A 17,943-nucleotide genomic window follows, 5' to 3' on the forward strand; every position below is an offset into this window, starting at 1 on the left:
TGGGACATTTTGTGGATAACTAGCAAAATTAAAAAAATCAGTTAGTACCTACTTACTGATGATCTAAGAGCAGAATTGATTGTAAAAAATCGCCGTTTGCACATCGCTTTATTCGTAACCACAAACGAAAAAAAATTTCTTGATCTTTAAGGAAAAATTCACCCTAAAAATGGATCGTTTAAAATGGAATCAAACGCACGAAAAATAGGCTAAAAAAGCGCGGTAACTTGTGCTACCGCATCGATTTTTTAGCGTGGAGTATGCGCTAAAAAAGGCGAGTATGGACGATGTAATTCACATCGACATTCGACCCTAAACGATAGGTATCGGTAAACGGATTGTAGTGTAAACCTGTGATGCCTTGTTCTTGCAGCGCAGTATGATCAACCATCTTCAAAAGCTCAGAAGGGCGAATGAATTTGTTGTGGTCATGCGTGCCTTCTGGAACGATTTTCAGCAGCTTCTCAGCCCCCACAATCGCAAATAGATAGGATTTGACGTTGCGATTCAGGGTCGAGAAAAACACATGGCCGCCGGGCTTAACCAGTTTGGCGCAAGACTGGATCACGGAAAGTGGGTCAGGAACGTGCTCCAGCATCTCCATGCAAGTCACTACATCATAGGTGTGCGGGTTGGCCTCAGCATGTGCTTCCACCGTGCTTTGGATGTAGGTGAGTTTGGTACCCGTCTCAAGGGCATGTAAACGTGCTACTTCAAGCGGCTCTTTCCCCATATCAAGACCAGTCACTTGTGCGCCTTCGCGCGCCATGCTTTCGGCTAAAATGCCGCCACCACAGCCGACATCCAAAACCCTCTTCCCAAACAGGCCATTGGCTTTTTCTAGCACATAGTTCAAACGTAGAGGGTTGATCTGGTGTAAAGGCTTAAATTCGCCTTCCAGATCCCACCAACGGGAAGCCATATCCTCAAATTTTTTGATTTCATTAGGATCGACGTTCTGTGTTGCTGTCAGTGGTGTCGAAGCCAAGTCTATTGAAGCCATCTTGTATCGCCTGTGTTACGCATCCGTGAAGAGTGGGCATTATAGCGCGCTGAGTAAATCGCACCAGTTGAGATGCCAGATTTGACGATGAGCGTTTAAAAAACAACCATCTAACTTTGCCAAGTGCAAGGAATGTGTAAATTCTCGGCATTTAAGACGCAACCAAGGTCACAACCTGATAAAAGGTCAGGGAAAGTAATGCCGAAGCGTGGAAAGATGTGTTATATTTTTTCACCTTATAAGTATCAAGAATATCCAGTTCTCGACTGACTTGGCGCTCAATCTTGTAGTGAGCTTCGTTTCAGTAAGAATTTGGGTATACCGATCAAACTATAGAGGGATAATGGCTCTATGAGCGATCTAGCTAAAGAGATCACGCCCGTAAACATCGAAGACGAGCTACGCAGTTCGTATTTGGACTACGCGATGTCGGTTATCGTGGGTCGTGCTCTTCCTGATGTGCGTGATGGCCTTAAACCAGTACACCGACGCGTACTGTTCGCGATGAATGTGCTGGGCAACGACTGGAACAAAGCCTATAAAAAATCTGCCCGTGTGGTAGGTGACGTAATCGGTAAATATCACCCTCATGGTGACAGTGCGGTTTACGACACCATCGTGCGTATGGCGCAGCCTTTCTCACTTCGTTACATGTTGGTCGATGGCCAAGGTAACTTTGGCTCGATCGACGGCGACTCCGCGGCGGCAATGCGTTATACCGAAGTTCGTATGTCGAAAATCGCGCACGAACTCTTGGCAGACCTAGACAAAGAAACCGTTGACTACGTTCCGAACTATGACGGCACCGAGCAGATCCCTGCGGTATTGCCGACAAAGATCCCGAACCTGCTGATCAACGGCGCATCTGGTATTGCGGTGGGTATGGCAACCAACATTCCTCCGCACAATTTAGGTGAAGTGATCGATGGCTGTTTAGCCTACATCGATAATGAAGCGATCACCATTGATGAGTTGATGGACTACATTCCTGGTCCAGATTTCCCAACCGCCGCGCTGATCAGTGGCCGTAAAGGCATCATTGACGCGTACAAAACCGGCCGCGGCAAGGTTTACATGCGCTCGAAAGCGGAAATCGAAACCGATAAGAACGGCAAAGAAACCATTATCGTCAGCGAAATCCCTTATCAAGTGAACAAAGCGCGCTTGATCGAAAAAATCGCTGAGTTGGTGAAAGAGAAAAAAGTCGAAGGGATCAGTGCACTGCGTGACGAGTCTGACAAAGACGGTATGCGCATTGTGATTGAGTGTAAGCGTGATGCGGTTGGCGAAGTGGTTTTGAACAACCTGTATGCCAACACTCAGCTGCAAACCACCTTCGGTATCAACATGGTGGCACTCGATAACGGTCAGCCTAAGCTGTTTAACCTGAAAGAGATGCTGAAGTGTTTCGTCGACCACCGCCGCGAAGTGGTGACTCGTCGTACTATTTTTGAACTGCGTAAAGCGCGTGAGCGTGCCCACATCCTTGAAGGTTTGGCACTGGCTCTGGCTAACATTGATGAAATCATTGAACTGATCCGCCGTGCCGCCACGCCTGCAGAAGCAAAAGAAGGCTTAATTGCCCGTGGTTGGGATCTTGGCAACGTTGCGGCAATGCTTGAGCGTGCAGGTACGGATGCGGCGCGTCCTGAGTGGCTTGAGCCACAATACGGCATCCGCGATGGCAAGTACTTCCTGACTGAGCAACAAGCGCAAGCGATTCTGGATCTGCGTCTGCACAAGCTGACTGGTCTAGAGCACGAGAAGATCCTCGATGAGTACAAGCAGCTTCTCGAAGAAATCGCGGCATTGATGCACATTCTGGCGAGCACAGAGCGCTTGATGGAAGTGATCCGTGAAGAGCTAGAAGCGATTCGCGCTGGCTTTAGCGATGCGCGCCGCACTGAAATCACGGCAGCAACGCACGACATCGACATGGAAGAGCTGATCGCTCGTGAAGATGTGGTTGTGACTCTGTCACACGAAGGTTATGTGAAGTATCAATTACTGAGCGACTACGAAGCACAGCGTCGTGGTGGTAAAGGTAAGAGCGCAACCAAGATGAAAGAAGAGGACTACATTGAGCGTCTTCTGGTTGCCAATACTCACGATAACATTCTGCTGTTCTCGACTCGCGGCAAAACTTACCGTATGAAGGTATACCAACTGCCGCTCGCCAGCCGTACTGCGCGTGGTAAGCCAATCGTGAACCTGCTTCCTCTGGAAGAAAACGAGCGCATCACCGCGATTCTGCCAGTGACTGAGTTTAGTGAAGATAAATTCATCTTCATGGCAACCGGTGACGGTACTGTGAAGAAAACATCGCTGGATCAGTTTGCCAACGTTCGTGCGAATGGTTTGATTGCGCTCAACCTGCGTGACGAAGACTCGCTGATTGGTGTGGATATCACCGATGGCGAAAGCGAAATTATGCTGTTCTCTAAATTCGGTAAAGTGGTTCGCTTTAAAGAGTCCGAAGAAACCGCGGTTGTGGATGAAAATGGTCAACCTGTGCTGGATGAAAATGGCCAGCCAGAGATCAAGTTCAAAGGCGTAAGACCAATGGGTCGTACCGCTGCGGGTGTTCGCGGCATGAAACTGGCTGATGGCGACCAAGTGGTATCGCTCATCGTGCCGAAGACCGAAGGTGACGTACTCACCGTAACTGAAAATGGTTACGGCAAACGTACCAGCCTATCTGAATACCCAACCAAAGGTCGTGGAACTCAGGGTGTGGTTTCGATCAAAGTCTCTGAGCGTAACGGCAGCGTTGTGGGTGCAGTACAAGTGGCCGAGGGTGATGAGTTCATGATGATCACCAATGCCGGTACACTGGTACGTACTCGCGTGGCGGAAGTGAGCCAAGTGGGCCGTAATACTCAAGGCGTGACCCTGATCCGTACTTCGGAAGGTGAAAGTGTGGTAGGTCTGCAGCGTATCGATGAAATCGAAGAGTCGGAATTGCCAGAAGGTGAGGAAGCACTTGTCGAGAACGATGCACCTGTTGCACAAGATGATGATGGTGAACAAGAGTAATTTGCTCTGTCATACCCCTGCCTAATCACCCTTGGGTAGGGAAATTCATAAAGTGCCTAATCAAAGCCGGACAATCGTCCGGCTTTTTTGATCCTGCCTATGCCTAGATAGCAGTACTATTGATCGCATCAGACGCTATACCCCCAAAAACACTCCGTATTTGTCATCGGTTTGCTTGGGTATAATGCCCGCCCAATTTATAGGTGTTGTAATTGAAAGGTCATACCATGAGTCAATATGTTGTCTGTGCGCTCTACAAATTTGTTGAGCTCAATCATTACCAAGAGCTAAGAGCGCCGCTGCTGGCACTGATGGAAGAGAACCACATTCGCGGCACATTATTGCTGGCGCAAGAAGGCATTAACGGTACGGTCGCTTCTTCTCGCCAAGGGATTGATGCGCTGCTGGCGTGGCTAGAAAACGAACCGAGTTTAAAAGGCACTGTGTATAAAGAGTCTTCTGCCTCTGAGCCACCGTTTAACCGCACTAAGGTCAAACTCAAAAAAGAGATCGTGACCATGGGCGTAGAAGGCATAGATCCCCGTCATGTAGTGGGCACTTATGTGAAGCCGCAAGATTGGAACGCGCTGATTTCCGATCCTGAAGTCTTGGTGGTGGATACCCGAAACGACTACGAAGTACAGCTTGGCACCTTTAAAAACGCGCTCAACCCAAAAACGGAGACGTTCCGCGAGTTTCCACACTATGTACAGGAAAACCTTGATCCGCAAAAGCACAAGAAAGTCGCCATGTTCTGTACTGGCGGGATCCGCTGTGAAAAATCCACCGCATATTTGAAAGAGCAAGGCTTTGAAGAGGTGTATCACCTTGAAGGCGGCATCTTGAAATATCTTGAAGAAGTGCCTCAAGAGCAAAGCTTGTGGGAAGGGGATTGCTATGTGTTTGATGGGCGCGTTGCGGTAGGGCATGGCCTTGCCGAAAGTGATTATCAAATCTGTAATGCTTGCCGTTTGCCTATCACAGAAGAAGATAAGCAGAGCGAACAGTATGAACAAGGCGTCAGCTGTCCGCGCTGTTTTGGTACTCATTCCGAAGAGCAGCTAGAGCGTTTCCGTGAGCGTGAAAAGCAAGTTCAGTTAGCAAAGCTGCGTGGTGAAAGTCATATCGGTGAAGAGAGTGCGGCACTGATTGAAAAACGCCGCGCAGAAAAGCTGGCGCGCAAAGCGGCGCAGCGCGGCCAGAAAGGCTAACGAGTCGTGAGTGGGTGGCCGTTTTGCTACCCACTTACTGCTTGAAATCGTTGGCGAAACTCTCTCGGAGTCATGGTTTTGAGGGTTTTAAATTGGCGGTTAAAGTTCGACAAATTGCCAAACCCAGTTCGCTCGGCAATTAATGCAATCGGCAGCGCAGAACTGGCTAAAAGCTCACACGCTTTACCAATTCGAAACTGCTTTAAATGCTCAGAAAAACTCATCCCATAGTGCTTTTCAAATAAGCGATACGCCGAGCTTTCGCTCAAATGTAACTGATGACATAAGTCGGTAATTTTTATTGCTTGTGCGTAGTGCTGCTCCACATATTGTTTGGCCAGTTGAATTTTCTTATGCGTGTCACTGTTGCTGGTGAGTGCCGTCATCACATAGGGTGCGACAGATAGACGCTGTGCCTGCGCATCGTCCGCCATCACAAGCAAGGACTCAATCACGCGCAGAGATTGGTAACTGTGAGGCTGTTGATCAACATTGGCTAGGAGTTCGGCGACGCGCGTAGCGGTTTGCTCACTGAGACGCACGCCATAGGAGGCATGTTGCTGCAAGCGTTGCAAAGCTTGAGCTTGAGGCAATACGCTCTGTAGCTTATCTAGCCACTCTTGTTTGAACCAGATAATCGTTGAGTGCAGAGTTTGGGCTTTATTGATCAGCTGTCTACCCGCAATCATATGTGGTAAACCGGGGCCGTAAAGTAAAAGTGTGTTGTGCTCAACCGCGCCAATCGCATCCCCTGCAAAATAGTTACCGACAAAACGCTGATCAGGGTTCTGGTAGAGCACTAATTCATATTCGGTGTGGTAGTGCCAAGGACAGGAAAATTCTTGAGTTTGGCTCTTGCTGCGAAATTCACGCAGCACCCAATCCTGACTAATACCGCTCATCACATTTTCAATTAAAGGTCGCATAACGATTTACGTGAGTTTTCATGCGCTCAATGCATGGAGATAGACTAGAGGAATGGCTTATTTTCTGTCAAATCATCAAGTGATTTTGCCTGAATAGTATTAGAACTGGCTCGAATAACATCAATAACTCATGCCCAGATTCAGTACACTAGCCGCCATAATCCCCCCTGATGCTCTAAGTCGTTTAGGGATAAAGCGACGCTGCCAAGTAGGAAGGGGATTCCATCGAATATTGCTATGAGGTTACTGCATGTATCGAGATAAAACCGCCTTACTGTTTATTATGTCGACACTGGTTACGGGTCTATGCGGAGCGTTTTTCTATCCACTCTCCAGTCTGTTTATTGTTGAGGCGCTCGATGCTTCACCGATGCAACTGAGCCTGTATATGGTGTTGGCAGTCGTCAGCTCAGTTATCGTGTCGCAGTGGCTTGCACGCCAATCAGATCGTCATTGGCAGCGTAAAACCATCTTATTGGTTTCGTTAATCTGTTATCTCATCACTGTGGTCAGCTTTATGTTTATTCGCAGCTACAGTCTCGCCATCATGGTGGTGGTACTGTTTGCTAGCGTGAGTGGCGCGTCATTTGGTCAGCTTTTTGCGCTTGGCCGCGAATACGCCGATCAGCATTTAACTGATAAAACGACCTTCCTCTCTACCATGCGTGCCGGAATTGCGATTGCTTGGGTATTTGGCCCTCCGGCGGCGTTTATGCTTAAAGCCAGTTTCGGCTTTAATGCCGCCTTTGCGGTGTCTGCTCTGATAGTATTTTTAGGCATAGTGCTGATTGCTCGCTTCTTGCCAGCAGGGGTGAAAACCGCCTCAGCCGTTGGAACCACGCCAGTCGAACTTGGACAATATTCACCCCGTAAGCGTGCTTTGATCGTACTGTACTGCGTGACCTTGGTATGTACTTTTGGCTCAAACAATCTTTATATCACCAGTATGCCGCTCTATTTATCACGTGAGTTGATGGTGCCTGAACATTGGCTAGGGTTGCTGTTTGGCACGGCCGCATTGTGTGAAATTCCGGTCATGTTAATGGCGGGAAAACTTGCCGAGCGATGGGGAACAAATAAATTGCTGATGTTTGGGATCACCAGCGGCATCTTGTTTTACGGTGTGATGCTGACCCACACTGGGTTTGTTGCCATGATGGCCGCGCAAGTGCTCAATGGCTTTTTTATCGGCGTATGCGCGACGCTAGGCATGGTGGTGCTGCAGGACATGATGCAAGACCGATTGGGCACGGCTTCCACCTTATTTTCGAGCATGCTCAGTATCAGTACTTTGGTGGCGAGCTTATCGGTTGGCGTAGTCGGTGAGTTTTATAACTATTTCAGTACCTTGTATGTTTCTTTAACTGGTGCTTTCAGTGCTTTACTGCTGTTGGCGTTGTTTAGTCAACTGCAGCGCAAAGCAATACCAACCGAAGCGGTGCAAAGTGGAGTCTCGGTTCATTAAGGGCAAAGAAAAATGCGTTGCGTTGGGATCGCTTGAGGTATTCGCCAAGGTACTCGCTGCGTAATTATTCTCTAAAGTGTAAAAATTATGTGACCATACTTCCATATCTTATTGCGTGATAAGAAATAATTATGAAAGAAGGTATTATTTTTAAGAAATGGATGAAATTGTGGAGAGAGTAGGTGGACAATTCGGTTGTTACCCAGCTGAAGAAAGAGTTCTACGCGCAGTTGAGCGCGTTGCAAGCTCATTCAGCGCCACAATCAAAACCGACACTCTCGGTATTAACCGATGAAGAGTTACGTCAATTAGAGCAAATCTGGATTGAGTTGAGCGTCTGGAAGAAGTCGCAAAACTGATTATTTTTATCCCTATTTTGATGCTTGAATGAACCCAACCCACTCCGGTTGGGTTTTTTGTTGCTCAAAAAGGCATTTGTTATAACATAACAATTTAAGCCTTCGAGTGATCTTTTCTTTGAAAAAAGGGGTATGAGCCCTCATAGTTAGGTCACTAGTAGAGACAAGTTATGCAAATGTTGAGAAACGTGCATCCCGTTACAGAAATTCAAGTGAGTGCAAACATGGCGGAAGTAAGAGCCAGAGTCGATTTTAAAGTCGGTGCGAAAAGCAATATTGACGCAGAAATCCTGTCATTTCATGGACTGCAATCAGACAAAGAACACGTTGCAGTGATTTTCAAATCAGCGGATACCACCCAAGAAGCCCCGCTTGTGCGTATGCACTCGGAGTGTTTAACGGGCGATGTTTTCCATTCGTCTCGTTGTGACTGTGGTGAGCAGCTAGAAGAAACCATTACTCGCATGGGGCAGTCAGGCGGCATCATTCTGTATTTACGTCAAGAAGGGCGAGGTATTGGTCTGTACAACAAGATTGATGCGTATCGCTTGCAAAGTCAGGGTATGAATACTTATGAAGCCAATAATCACCTCGGTTTTGGGGATGATCTGCGTGACTTTACGGAAGCCGCACAAATGCTACAAGCCTTGGGGGTGAAGAAGATCCGTTTGGTGACGAACAATCCGAAAAAGATCCGTGAGTTACAAGAACATGGCATTGAGATTGTCGAGGTGGTTCATACCTCGGCACACATCAAAGACGGTAATGAAAATTACCTGAAAGCCAAAGTTTCTCACGGTAAGCATCAACTCAAACTGTAACCTTCAGTTTTATAAATAGATTCGCGTTGCTGCCGATAATATCGCATGTTATTAAACCCCACACTTGTGGGGTTTTTTGTGTGTTCAGGTTGAAAAAAAATTGTAAATTTGTATTATTTGCACCGAAATAACAAATGATAATAATTTGCAATTCATATCAAGCTCAACAAGGACGCTCCATGAACGTTAAGTCTATTCTCTCTTCCACCATCTTAGCTTCACTGACGCTCACTACATCAGCGAGCTTCGCTGCAGCGCCAACTCAAGCCCAAGTGGTTGAACATTATGCCGATATTGCGTATGCCGTTTATGCCGATTCACGTGTGACTGCGCAGCAACTGCAAAAAACCATCGACCGTTTCTTACAAGCTCCGACCGCACAAGGTCTGGAAGAAGTGAAACAAGCGTGGTTGGCGGCGCGTGTGCCTTATCAACAATCAGAAGTGTTCCGTTTTGGTAACGCGATTGTCGATGACTGGGAAGGTCAGTTGAACGCGTGGCCGCTAGATGAAGGTTTGATCGATTATGTGGCAGGAAGTTATCAACATGAACTGGGCAATGAAGGCGCAAATGCCAATATCATTGCCAATACTGCACTGACCATTGGCGCAACGAAAGTTGATGTGAAAGAGATCACGCCTGAGCTGCTGGCCAGCCTCAACGAAATCGGTGGCTCTGAAGCCAACGTGGCATCGGGCTACCACGCGATTGAATTTCTGTTGTGGGGACAAGATTTAAACGGCACCAAAGCCGGTGCCGGTGCTCGCTCATACACGGATTATCTGCAAGGCAAAGCCTGTACCAATAACCACTGTGATCGCCGTGCACAATACCTCAAAGCCGCCGCGCAACTTTTGGTGACCGATCTTGAGTGGATGGAGAAGCAGTGGGCGAGTGGTGAAAAAGATAATTATCGCCAACAACTGCTGAGTGAGTCGGCGGAAAATGGTCTGCGCAAAATGCTGTTTGGTATGGGCTCGCTATCACTGGGGGAATTGGCGGGTGAGCGTATGAAAGTCGCGTTGGAAGCGAATTCAACGGAAGATGAGCACGATTGCTTCTCGGATAACACGCATAACTCGCACTACTACAACGAACAAGGTATCTACAATATCTACACGGGTAGCTACACTCGCGCCGATGGTTCTGAGCTAAAAGGCCCAAGTCTGTACCAATTGGTTGCAGAGAAAGATGCCAATGCTGCAAAAGAGATCCTGCAACAGTTTGAAGCGGCGCGCACGCAAGTGGGTGAGTTAGTCACGGCAGCTGAAAAAAATAACCAGCACTTTGATCAACTGATCGCGGCAGATAACGCGGCAGGGCATGCGATTATCAATCAAGCCATTATGGCGCTCGTCGCGCAAACGGGTTCGATTGAGCGCGCGGCAGGCATCATCGGGATCGATAATCTAAACCCGGATACGGCAGATCACGAGTTTTAATCTCGTCACTGTCCTCATCCCTTTCTTCGCGCAATGGCCTTTGGTTTATGCATGGAGAAAGGGATAACTTATTTTTGCAATAAAACCCAATCTCGCTTTACGTCGATGATAATTCCTCAATAGTTTGGTATGCAGCGTCAATTCCGCAGCTACTTATACGGTAAAGGGAATCAGGGATTGGGTCGTTTTTTTACAGGAACCATGTCATGAAGTCGTCTTTATCTCTGTTATTACTCACGAGCGCCTTGAGCAACTTTGCTTTGGCAACAGAGATTAAATCGGGTGGGGAAACCAGTACCACGAAAGAGGGAGCCAATGCGTTTTCGATGCCGGCCGCGAATTTGCCGATGGCGAAACGCCTTGATTTTAGTGTTGGTAACAGCTTTTTCCGCAATCCTTGGGTTCCCGCTCCCGCTTCGACGGATGCGCGCGACGGACTAGGACCTCTTTTTAATACCAATGGCTGCCAAAATTGCCACATTAAAGACGGACGAGGCCATCCACCAGAGCCTAATGACACCCAAGCGGTTTCCATGCTGGTGCGTTTGAGTATTCCTGCGGTTACTGAGCAGCAAAAAGCCATCTATGCGGTCAATGGCGTAGTGCCAGAGCCGACTTATGGCGGGCAGCTACAAGATTTTTCGCTACCCGACCAAAAACCAGAAGGGCGAATCCACATTACGTATGATGAAGTGGTCGTCACTTTTGCCGATGGTACTCCTGTGGCACTTCGGAAACCGAACCTAAAGATTTTGGATCTCGCTTATGGTGAGATGCACCCAGATGTGCAAATGTCGGCGCGGGTTGCACCGCCGATGATTGGACTTGGACTGTTAGAAGCGATCCCGGATGCGACCTTATTACAGTGGGCTGACCCTGAGGATCGCGATGGCGATGGTATTTCCGGCCGCGTTAACCAAGTGCGCGATGTACGCACTGGCGAAATGGCGATTGGCCGTTTTGGCTGGAAAGCGGGCCAACCCAACATCATGCAGCAAAATGCGGCCGCCTTTAATGGTGATCTGGGATTAACCAGTCATCTCTTTCCGCAAGAAAACTGCACCGAAAAACAGACACTCTGCCGTGATTTACCGAATGGCGGCTCACCAGAAGTAAGCGATAACATTCTGGATTTCGTGGAGTTTTATGCTCAGCACTTAGCGGTGCCTGTGCGTCGTAACGTGCAAGATCCTCAGGTGCAATTGGGTGAAAAACTGTTTGCTCAAGCGGGTTGCCAATCTTGCCATAAAACCAATGTGTTGACGCAAGAGCTGGCTGAGCGTCCTGCGCTTTCCAAGCAGCGAATTCAGCCGTACACCGATCTGCTGCTGCATGATATGGGCGAAGGCTTGAGTGATGGTCGTCCAGAGGCCTTGGCATCTGCGCGTGAATGGCGTACTGCCCCTTTGTGGGGGATAGGTTATACCCAAGAAGTCAATGGACACACCTATTTCTTGCATGATGGCCGTGCGCGCAATGTGCTGGAAGCGGTGCTGTGGCATGGCGGTGAAGCGCAGGCGAGCCGCGATAAGGTACTGCAGTTTGATAAAGCGCAGCGTGAAGCGCTGGTGGCCTTTTTGAATTCACTCTAGGAGAGAAAGATGAAAAAAACAGTGACTCTGCTAGCGGTGTCTTTACTGGCTGCGTGTCAGAGTGCTCCAGACATGGAGCATCCTAGTCAAGCGGTATTCGAGCTAGAGCGTGAATCTGCCCACCTTCTCGCTGAGCAAACCAAGCAGTTACAGCAGCGTATGGCTCACTATTGCCAAGCGCCGACGACGGATATATCAGCACTGAAACAAGAGTGGCAAGCCAGCATGCAAGGTTGGATGGCCTTACAAGGACAGCAGCGTGGGCCGAGTGCCGCATTAGATTTGAGCTGGAATATGCAATTCTGGCCAGATAAAAAAGACACGACTGGGCATAAAATGAAGCAGCTGCTCGCCAAACCGCCAGTATGGGAAGTCGACGATATTGCAAAACAGAGTGTGGCAGTGCAAGGGTTGGGGGCATTGGAATGGCTCATTTTCGATAGCGCATCGCCTTTGCTGACTGCACCGCAGCAAGCTTGTCCAGCCGCGATGGCTATCAGTGCGACTGTGCAGCGTAATGCCACTCACATTGCTAAGGCTTGGCAAGAGAACCCATGGCAATCTTTGGATGATCGCACTTGGCGTGCGGAGTACATCGCGCTGCTTTCCAATCAGTTGGAGTTTACGCTCTCTAAGCTCAATCGGCCGCTGGCCAACATTGGTCAGCCACGGCCTTATTTCTCGGAGTCGTGGCGCTCGAAAACCTCGCTGAGCAATATGCGTTATAACTTGTTGGCGATTCAAGCCTTATACCTTGCCGATGGCAAAGGTATGGATGCGATGCTGCGCCAACAAGGTATGGTTGCCACGGCGGATCGCGTCACCACGCAGTTGGCCGGGATTATCGAAACTTGGCCGCAACAAGCAAGCCTGTTTGATTTGCTGCAAACCAAAGCGGGGTATCGCGAGGGTTTAGTTTTGCGCGACAAGCTCGAGCAACTGAACTATTTGCTGCACGACGAAGTGGCTGTGGGACTCGGTGTGGTCATAGGGTTTAATGCAACCGATGGTGACTGATGCAACACGTCGCCACTTATTGCAAGTGGCGCTTTTTGGCTGCACGACACCTTGGCTAATCAGCGGTTGTAGCTCTGCGCGATCGCCCCAGCCAGCCTTGATTGGCTGTGCAATAGAAGGGCGAGAACGCTTTAGTGTAGTGATGGCAGATAACGCTGGGCAGGCGGTTGGTAAGCTTGCCTTACCTGCTCGAGGGCATGGTATTGCCATTCACCCAACGTTGCCGCATGCGGTGGCTTTTGCACGCCGCCCCGGTCAGTTTATGTCGGTGTTTGATTATCAAACGGCTCAGCAAATTGTGCTGCGTCCCGCCGATACGCAGCGTCACTACTACGGACATGGTGTCTATTCACATGATGGCCGCTACTTATATGCCACGGAAGGGGGGCAGAAAACCAGTCGTGGTGTGATTGGCGTTTATGATGTGACTCACCACTATCAAAAAGTCGCGGAATGGAGCGGTTTTGGGATTGGTCCTCACGAAGTGATCTTGATGGCCGATGGTCGTTTGGTTGTGGGGGTTGGTGGCGTCCACACTTTTGGCCGTGAGCCGTTAAATCTAGAGAGTATGCAGCCAAGTTTGACTTACCTCTCAGCGCAAGGTGAGGTACTGGAGCAAATCACTTTACCTGATCGCCATCTGAGCATCCGTCATTTGGCTCATGATGGGGATAACACAGTCCTGTGTGGTCAGCAATATCGCGGCCAGCCAGACGATTATCCTCCCTTAGTTGCCATGCACACGGGGACTGGTCCGCTTAAGCCATTACAAGCAGAGCCTGAGCAGTGGGCGCGTTTTAATCACTATATTGCCAGTATTGCGGCGACCGATGAGTGGATTCTTGCCACCTCTCCCCCCGGGAATTGCTATGGGATCTGGTCAAAAGCCACGGGCGAATTGGTGGAATTAGCCGCTTTAGCCGATGCTTCCGGCGTGGTTGTTCGCCATGGTGCTTTTCAAATCAGTTCGGGGTCGGGCAAAATCATTTTGCAATCTGCACCTGAGCTCTCGCAATCGCATATGAGCAATGTGATGTGGGACAACCATTGGTCAGCGATCTAGGCATAACCCTCCTACTTGATGTGGCAGCGGCGTTGGCCACGTTTGTTCACCCCATAGTCTCTCTGGGCTTATGGGGATGAACGTACTTGCCGCCGCCTTGCTTGCCATCATCCTGCAACGCTCATTCGTTTGGGAATAGAACGACCGACGATAAAGATGAGACACGAGTGAAAATAGTCCTATCAATAGCTTAATTTTGCGGCTGAGTTTTGCCATACTTAGTGCATCTTCAGCCAGTAGGGCGTTTTGATGAAAAGCCGAGTCGTTGCCGCTATCGCATTGTTATTCTTTGTTATTCCGTGTTCTGCCACCCAGCGTTTTGTTGAATTGGGGTGGATTGATAGCACTTCGCCGGTCAATGAACAGATCACCAACCCGGCTTTGGTTGAGCAAATCTATCACAGTAACAATGATCAGTTACTGTGGAGCGATCTTGCCACAGCGAACCATTTTGAAGCTCAGCTTGAGGTGATTCACCGTGCGAGTTTCAGCCCTTTATTTAGCCGACAACTTTTCGCGCTCAAAAGCTATCGTCAGCAAGATAGATGGCATGAGTATGATGTGTTAGCGACCGACACTTTACTGCAATACCTCAGCTATGCTGAGCAGGCACCAAAAGTCGGTATTGCTTGGTTTTTTGAAGGTCAACTTGATCAACCTCTTGCTCTGCCGAGTGAAGAGGCGCAACTGGCTTTGCATATGGCGATCGGTAACCAGTCGCTCGCTCGCTTAATGGATGAATACACCCCACAAGACCCTGCTTATCAACAACTGCTGCAGGCGTATCAATCACTCTCGAGCATTGAGTTTAATGAGGTGGCACTATACGAGCAGATGGAGCGGCTTAAGCGTCCGGGTGACCCATTAAGCCACCGTGAAGCTTTAGTGCAGCGTTTAGCTCTGGTGAATCTGGATACCACATCCATCTTGAATGATGTGGCCTATTACGACGCCTCGCTTGAAAAACCGATCAAGCAGTTTCAGAAGATGCATGGCTTGCAGCCTGATGGCGTGATTGGCCCACAAACCATGAAGTGGTTGAACACATCCGTAACTGAGCGCCTTGCCTTATTAGCGCTTAATGCAGAGCGGATTCGCTTATGGCCAACCCAGCAAGACAGCATGATTGTGGTCAATGTGCCCGGTTTTGATATGAAGTATTGGGATGCCGGCCGCGAAGTCTTTGAAGCCAAGGTTGTGGTAGGCAAAACCACCAGGCCGACACCGGTGATGAATACCAAACTCGATTCACTGATCATCAATCCAACTTGGAATGTGCCGCATAAAATCATGGTGGAAGACATCCTACCCATGGTGAAACGTGATAGTGAGTATCTCGCCAATCATCATATGGAAATCATTCGTGGTTGGAGCGATCCAGAAGTGATTGATCCTGCGCTGATTGATTGGGAAACCGTTGATCCGGCAACCTTCCCATACCGTCTGCGCCAACAGGCAGGCGTGCAAAATGCGCTTGGGACCTATAAGTTTAATACGCCCAATTCACGCGCTATCTATCTGCATGATACGCCGAGCAAGCATCTGTTTAATAACGCGTCTCGGGCGTTCAGTTCTGGCTGTATTCGGGTAGAAAACGCTGAAAAGTTTGCGCAAACCTTACTCGCTAATCAGGGCATTACGCTCGACGATTTTCCAGTGAGCACCCAAGCGATTGCGCTCAAAAAGCGCATTCCAGTCCACATCATCTATCAGACCGTGTGGTATGAAGAAGGTGTGCTACATTATCGTGATGATATTTATCACTATGATGCTTTAGCTCTCGGCAATGGTGACGCGTCTCCAAATTTGACTAAAATTTGACAGCAGATATTTTTCCTTTCTGCTCAAGGAATAAGCGAGATTCTCTCTAGAATCAGTGATAGTTAGCACGTTTTATGCATTTGATATCGAACCCAGAGTCCGGTACTTTCCGTATCGATAGAGCCCAGTTCGGTAGGTAATTAAAGTGCAAACAACACGTCGAGATTTCTTAAAACTGACTGCGGGCGGATTAATTTTAGCCGCCTGTACGCCCAGCATCGCGTTCGCGAGTTATGCCGCCAAGCCAAGAGAATTGGCATTAAGCAACTTACATACAGGCGAAAGCATTGAAACGCGCTATTTTAATGGCAAAAATTACGTTCGTTCTGAATTGAAACGGCTGAATCATTTATGCCGTGATTTTCGTCGTGACGAAGTGCATGCCATGGATAAGTTGCTGTTTGATCAACTGTGCCAAATCCAATTGCTACTTGGCACTCAAGCCGAGGTGCATATTGTCTCTGGTTACCGCTCTCCCGCGACCAACAAGCAGCTACGCAGTAAATCAAAAGGCGTGGCGAAGAAAAGTTACCACATGTCTGGGCAGGCCATCGATTTCCGTTTGGATGGTGTGTCGCTAAAGAAAATCCGTGAAGCGGCGATCAGTTTGCAAGCGGGCGGTGTTGGTTACTATCCGAAAAGCCAATTTATCCACATTGATACCGGCCCTGTACGCCAATGGGTCGGTGCCTAACTTGTCAAAGGCGGGCGTTAATGACATAGTGCCTGCCAGTTAAGAATCAGACAGGATAGGTTTATGTCTTTACAATATCAGGTGGTGCCTGTTACGGCCTTTGCTCAGAACTGCTCTATCGTGTGGTGTGATGAAACCATGGAAGGCATAGTGGTGGATCCGGGTGGTGATGTGAAACAGCTCGCGATTTTGATCGCGGAGCTAGGCGTAAAAGTAACCCAACTGGTACTGACTCATGGTCACCTTGATCACGTTGGTGGTACGCAGTCACTGGCGCAAGCTCTCGGTGGAACTCGGGTTGTCGGGCCGCACAAAGCGGATAATTTCTGGCTACAAGGGCTCGAAGGGCAAAGCAAAATGTTTGGCTTTCCGCTTACTGAAGCCTTTGAACCTGATGAGTGGCTCGATGATGGTGATGTGATCCACTTTGGTCAGCAAACTCTGCAAGTTATCCATACTCCCGGACATACACCAGGTCATGTTGTGCTGTTTAGTGAAGCGGCACGTTTGGCGTTTGTGGGTGATGTGCTGTTTAACGGCAGTATTGGCCGTACGGATTTCCCGCAAGGGGATTTCAATACTCTGATTGCGTCTATCAAAAATAAACTCTGGCCGCTTGGCAGCGATGTCACCTTCATCCCCGGTCATGGCCCCCAATCTACCTTTGGCCGTGAACGTGCCAGCAACCCATTTGTCGCGGACGAAATGCCGCTCTACTGAAGATCCTCTGGCTCGGCAGCGGCAAGATAGCGCCGAGCCAATCCGACAAACTCTTCTGCACTGCGATCTAAGTCCTGCTCTGAAATAAAAATATCGTAACCAAAGAAGTCACGTTGATACTGCATTCGATTGGCCAGCATGGCTTGCAGTCCGGTGTATTGTTTACCTTCGGCGTCCACATAGGGTGTGGAATCCAATACCAGATCTTCAAATTGATGATGCCGCGCTTTTTGTTGAGCACCGAGATAGAGTAAGGCGCGTTGGCTGAGCAACAGTTGGGTCGATAAGCGAGGGCAAATACTGTTGAGGTAGGGCGCGTAATGTTTAAGACGAATGCCAACCCAAGGTAGAGGTTGATGCCAGCCTTCCCGCTCGTAACTGCACACACCAATCTGGCTGATATTATTCCATTTCACCACCCAACCGCCTTGATAAAAATGCTGCTGGAGATGGGTTGCCGTTAATGTGTAAGCCACTTGTCCTTTTAACATCAACCAGTAGGCAATGCCTGCCCAAGCCATGAGCGCGAGTATTCCGACCACGGCTTGCAAAAGGGATTCGGCGATGCCAATGACTATCAAAGTGACAAGGCCAGCCAAGGCTAACAGTCCCTTTATCACGAAAGGCGTGAAATGGATCTGATGATTGTAAAGTTGCAAAGTGGGCATGCCCTTCTCACTCTTTGGCCGTGTCGCCCAAATTATAGTCATCTAAGCGGGCTAAAGATCATTTGTCGCCGAGAACTTGACCTCATCCCTACAAACGTCGAACGT

The 17,943-nt window shown here is 48.9% G+C and carries 15 protein-coding genes; 12 read left to right on the forward strand and 3 right to left on the reverse strand.

Going from position 1 to position 17,943, the window contains the following annotated elements:
* Positions 1–265 precede the first annotated feature (265 nt).
* Positions 266–1,003, reverse strand: coding sequence for a bifunctional 2-polyprenyl-6-hydroxyphenol methylase/3-demethylubiquinol 3-O-methyltransferase UbiG (gene ubiG, locus T411_RS0105390; protein WP_000146463.1), 738 nt, complete (start codon positions 1,001–1,003; stop codon positions 266–268).
* Between the two features lie 351 nt (positions 1,004–1,354).
* Between ubiG and gyrA the strand changes: the two genes are divergently transcribed.
* Complete coding sequence (gyrA, locus tag T411_RS0105395) at positions 1,355–4,039, forward strand: DNA topoisomerase (ATP-hydrolyzing) subunit A (protein WP_001281169.1); 2,685 nt, start codon at positions 1,355–1,357, stop codon at positions 4,037–4,039.
* Positions 4,040–4,266: 227 nt separating this feature from the next.
* Positions 4,267–5,250 (forward strand): oxygen-dependent tRNA uridine(34) hydroxylase TrhO, encoded by a 984-nt coding sequence (gene trhO, locus T411_RS0105400; RefSeq protein WP_000085170.1) that lies wholly within the window; start codon positions 4,267–4,269, stop codon positions 5,248–5,250.
* 26 nt (positions 5,251–5,276) lie between these two features.
* Here trhO and T411_RS0105405 read toward each other — a convergent pair whose 3' ends face one another.
* On the reverse strand, positions 5,277–6,176 hold the full coding sequence (locus T411_RS0105405) for a helix-turn-helix domain-containing protein (RefSeq protein ID WP_001247598.1): 900 nt from the start codon (positions 6,174–6,176) through the stop codon (positions 5,277–5,279).
* A gap of 250 nt (positions 6,177–6,426) precedes the next feature.
* Between T411_RS0105405 and T411_RS0105410 the strand changes: the two genes are divergently transcribed.
* The 10 genes from T411_RS0105410 (at position 6,427) to T411_RS0105455 (ending at position 17,170) form a co-directional block, all read left to right on the forward strand.
* Entirely contained in the window at positions 6,427–7,641 is a 1,215-nt protein-coding gene (locus tag T411_RS0105410; RefSeq protein WP_000285476.1) for a sugar efflux transporter, read from the forward strand.
* 182 nt (positions 7,642–7,823) lie between these two features.
* Positions 7,824–8,000: a globin family protein gene (locus T411_RS1000000121070; RefSeq protein WP_000370567.1), complete on the forward strand. Its 177-nt coding sequence runs from the start codon at positions 7,824–7,826 to the stop codon at positions 7,998–8,000.
* A 170-nt stretch (positions 8,001–8,170) separates the two neighbouring features.
* Positions 8,171–8,821: a GTP cyclohydrolase II gene (locus T411_RS0105420; RefSeq protein ID WP_001881029.1), complete on the forward strand. Its 651-nt coding sequence runs from the start codon at positions 8,171–8,173 to the stop codon at positions 8,819–8,821.
* A gap of 179 nt (positions 8,822–9,000) precedes the next feature.
* Complete coding sequence (locus T411_RS0105425; RefSeq protein WP_001101424.1) at positions 9,001–10,263, forward strand: imelysin family protein; 1,263 nt, start codon at positions 9,001–9,003, stop codon at positions 10,261–10,263.
* A 206-nt stretch (positions 10,264–10,469) separates the two neighbouring features.
* A complete protein-coding gene (locus T411_RS0105430; protein ID WP_000842701.1) occupies positions 10,470–11,855 on the forward strand; it encodes a di-heme oxidoreductase family protein in 1,386 nt (461 codons plus the stop codon).
* 9 nt (positions 11,856–11,864) lie between these two features.
* Positions 11,865–12,872 (forward strand): imelysin family protein, encoded by a 1,008-nt coding sequence (locus T411_RS0105435; protein ID WP_000754484.1) that lies wholly within the window; start codon positions 11,865–11,867, stop codon positions 12,870–12,872.
* Positions 12,862–13,935: a DUF1513 domain-containing protein gene (locus tag T411_RS0105440; RefSeq protein WP_000255626.1), complete on the forward strand. Its 1,074-nt coding sequence runs from the start codon at positions 12,862–12,864 to the stop codon at positions 13,933–13,935. The genes T411_RS0105435 and T411_RS0105440 overlap by 11 nt, the downstream gene beginning before the upstream one ends.
* A gap of 249 nt (positions 13,936–14,184) precedes the next feature.
* Positions 14,185–15,756: a L,D-transpeptidase family protein gene (locus tag T411_RS0105445; protein WP_000842381.1), complete on the forward strand. Its 1,572-nt coding sequence runs from the start codon at positions 14,185–14,187 to the stop codon at positions 15,754–15,756.
* Positions 15,757–15,901: 145 nt separating this feature from the next.
* Positions 15,902–16,450: a peptidoglycan L,D-endopeptidase MepK gene (gene mepK, locus T411_RS0105450; RefSeq protein WP_001195150.1), complete on the forward strand. Its 549-nt coding sequence runs from the start codon at positions 15,902–15,904 to the stop codon at positions 16,448–16,450.
* Positions 16,451–16,513: 63 nt separating this feature from the next.
* Positions 16,514–17,170: an MBL fold metallo-hydrolase gene (locus T411_RS0105455; RefSeq protein ID WP_000058359.1), complete on the forward strand. Its 657-nt coding sequence runs from the start codon at positions 16,514–16,516 to the stop codon at positions 17,168–17,170.
* Here T411_RS0105455 and T411_RS0105460 read toward each other — a convergent pair.
* Positions 17,164–17,838: a DUF2982 domain-containing protein gene (locus tag T411_RS0105460; RefSeq protein WP_001142695.1), complete on the reverse strand. Its 675-nt coding sequence runs from the start codon at positions 17,836–17,838 to the stop codon at positions 17,164–17,166. The genes T411_RS0105455 and T411_RS0105460 overlap by 7 nt on opposite strands.
* Positions 17,839–17,943 lie beyond the last annotated feature (105 nt).

The organism is Vibrio cholerae ATCC 14035 (assembly GCF_000621645.1).
GTDB lineage: Bacteria > Pseudomonadota > Gammaproteobacteria > Enterobacterales > Vibrionaceae > Vibrio > Vibrio cholerae.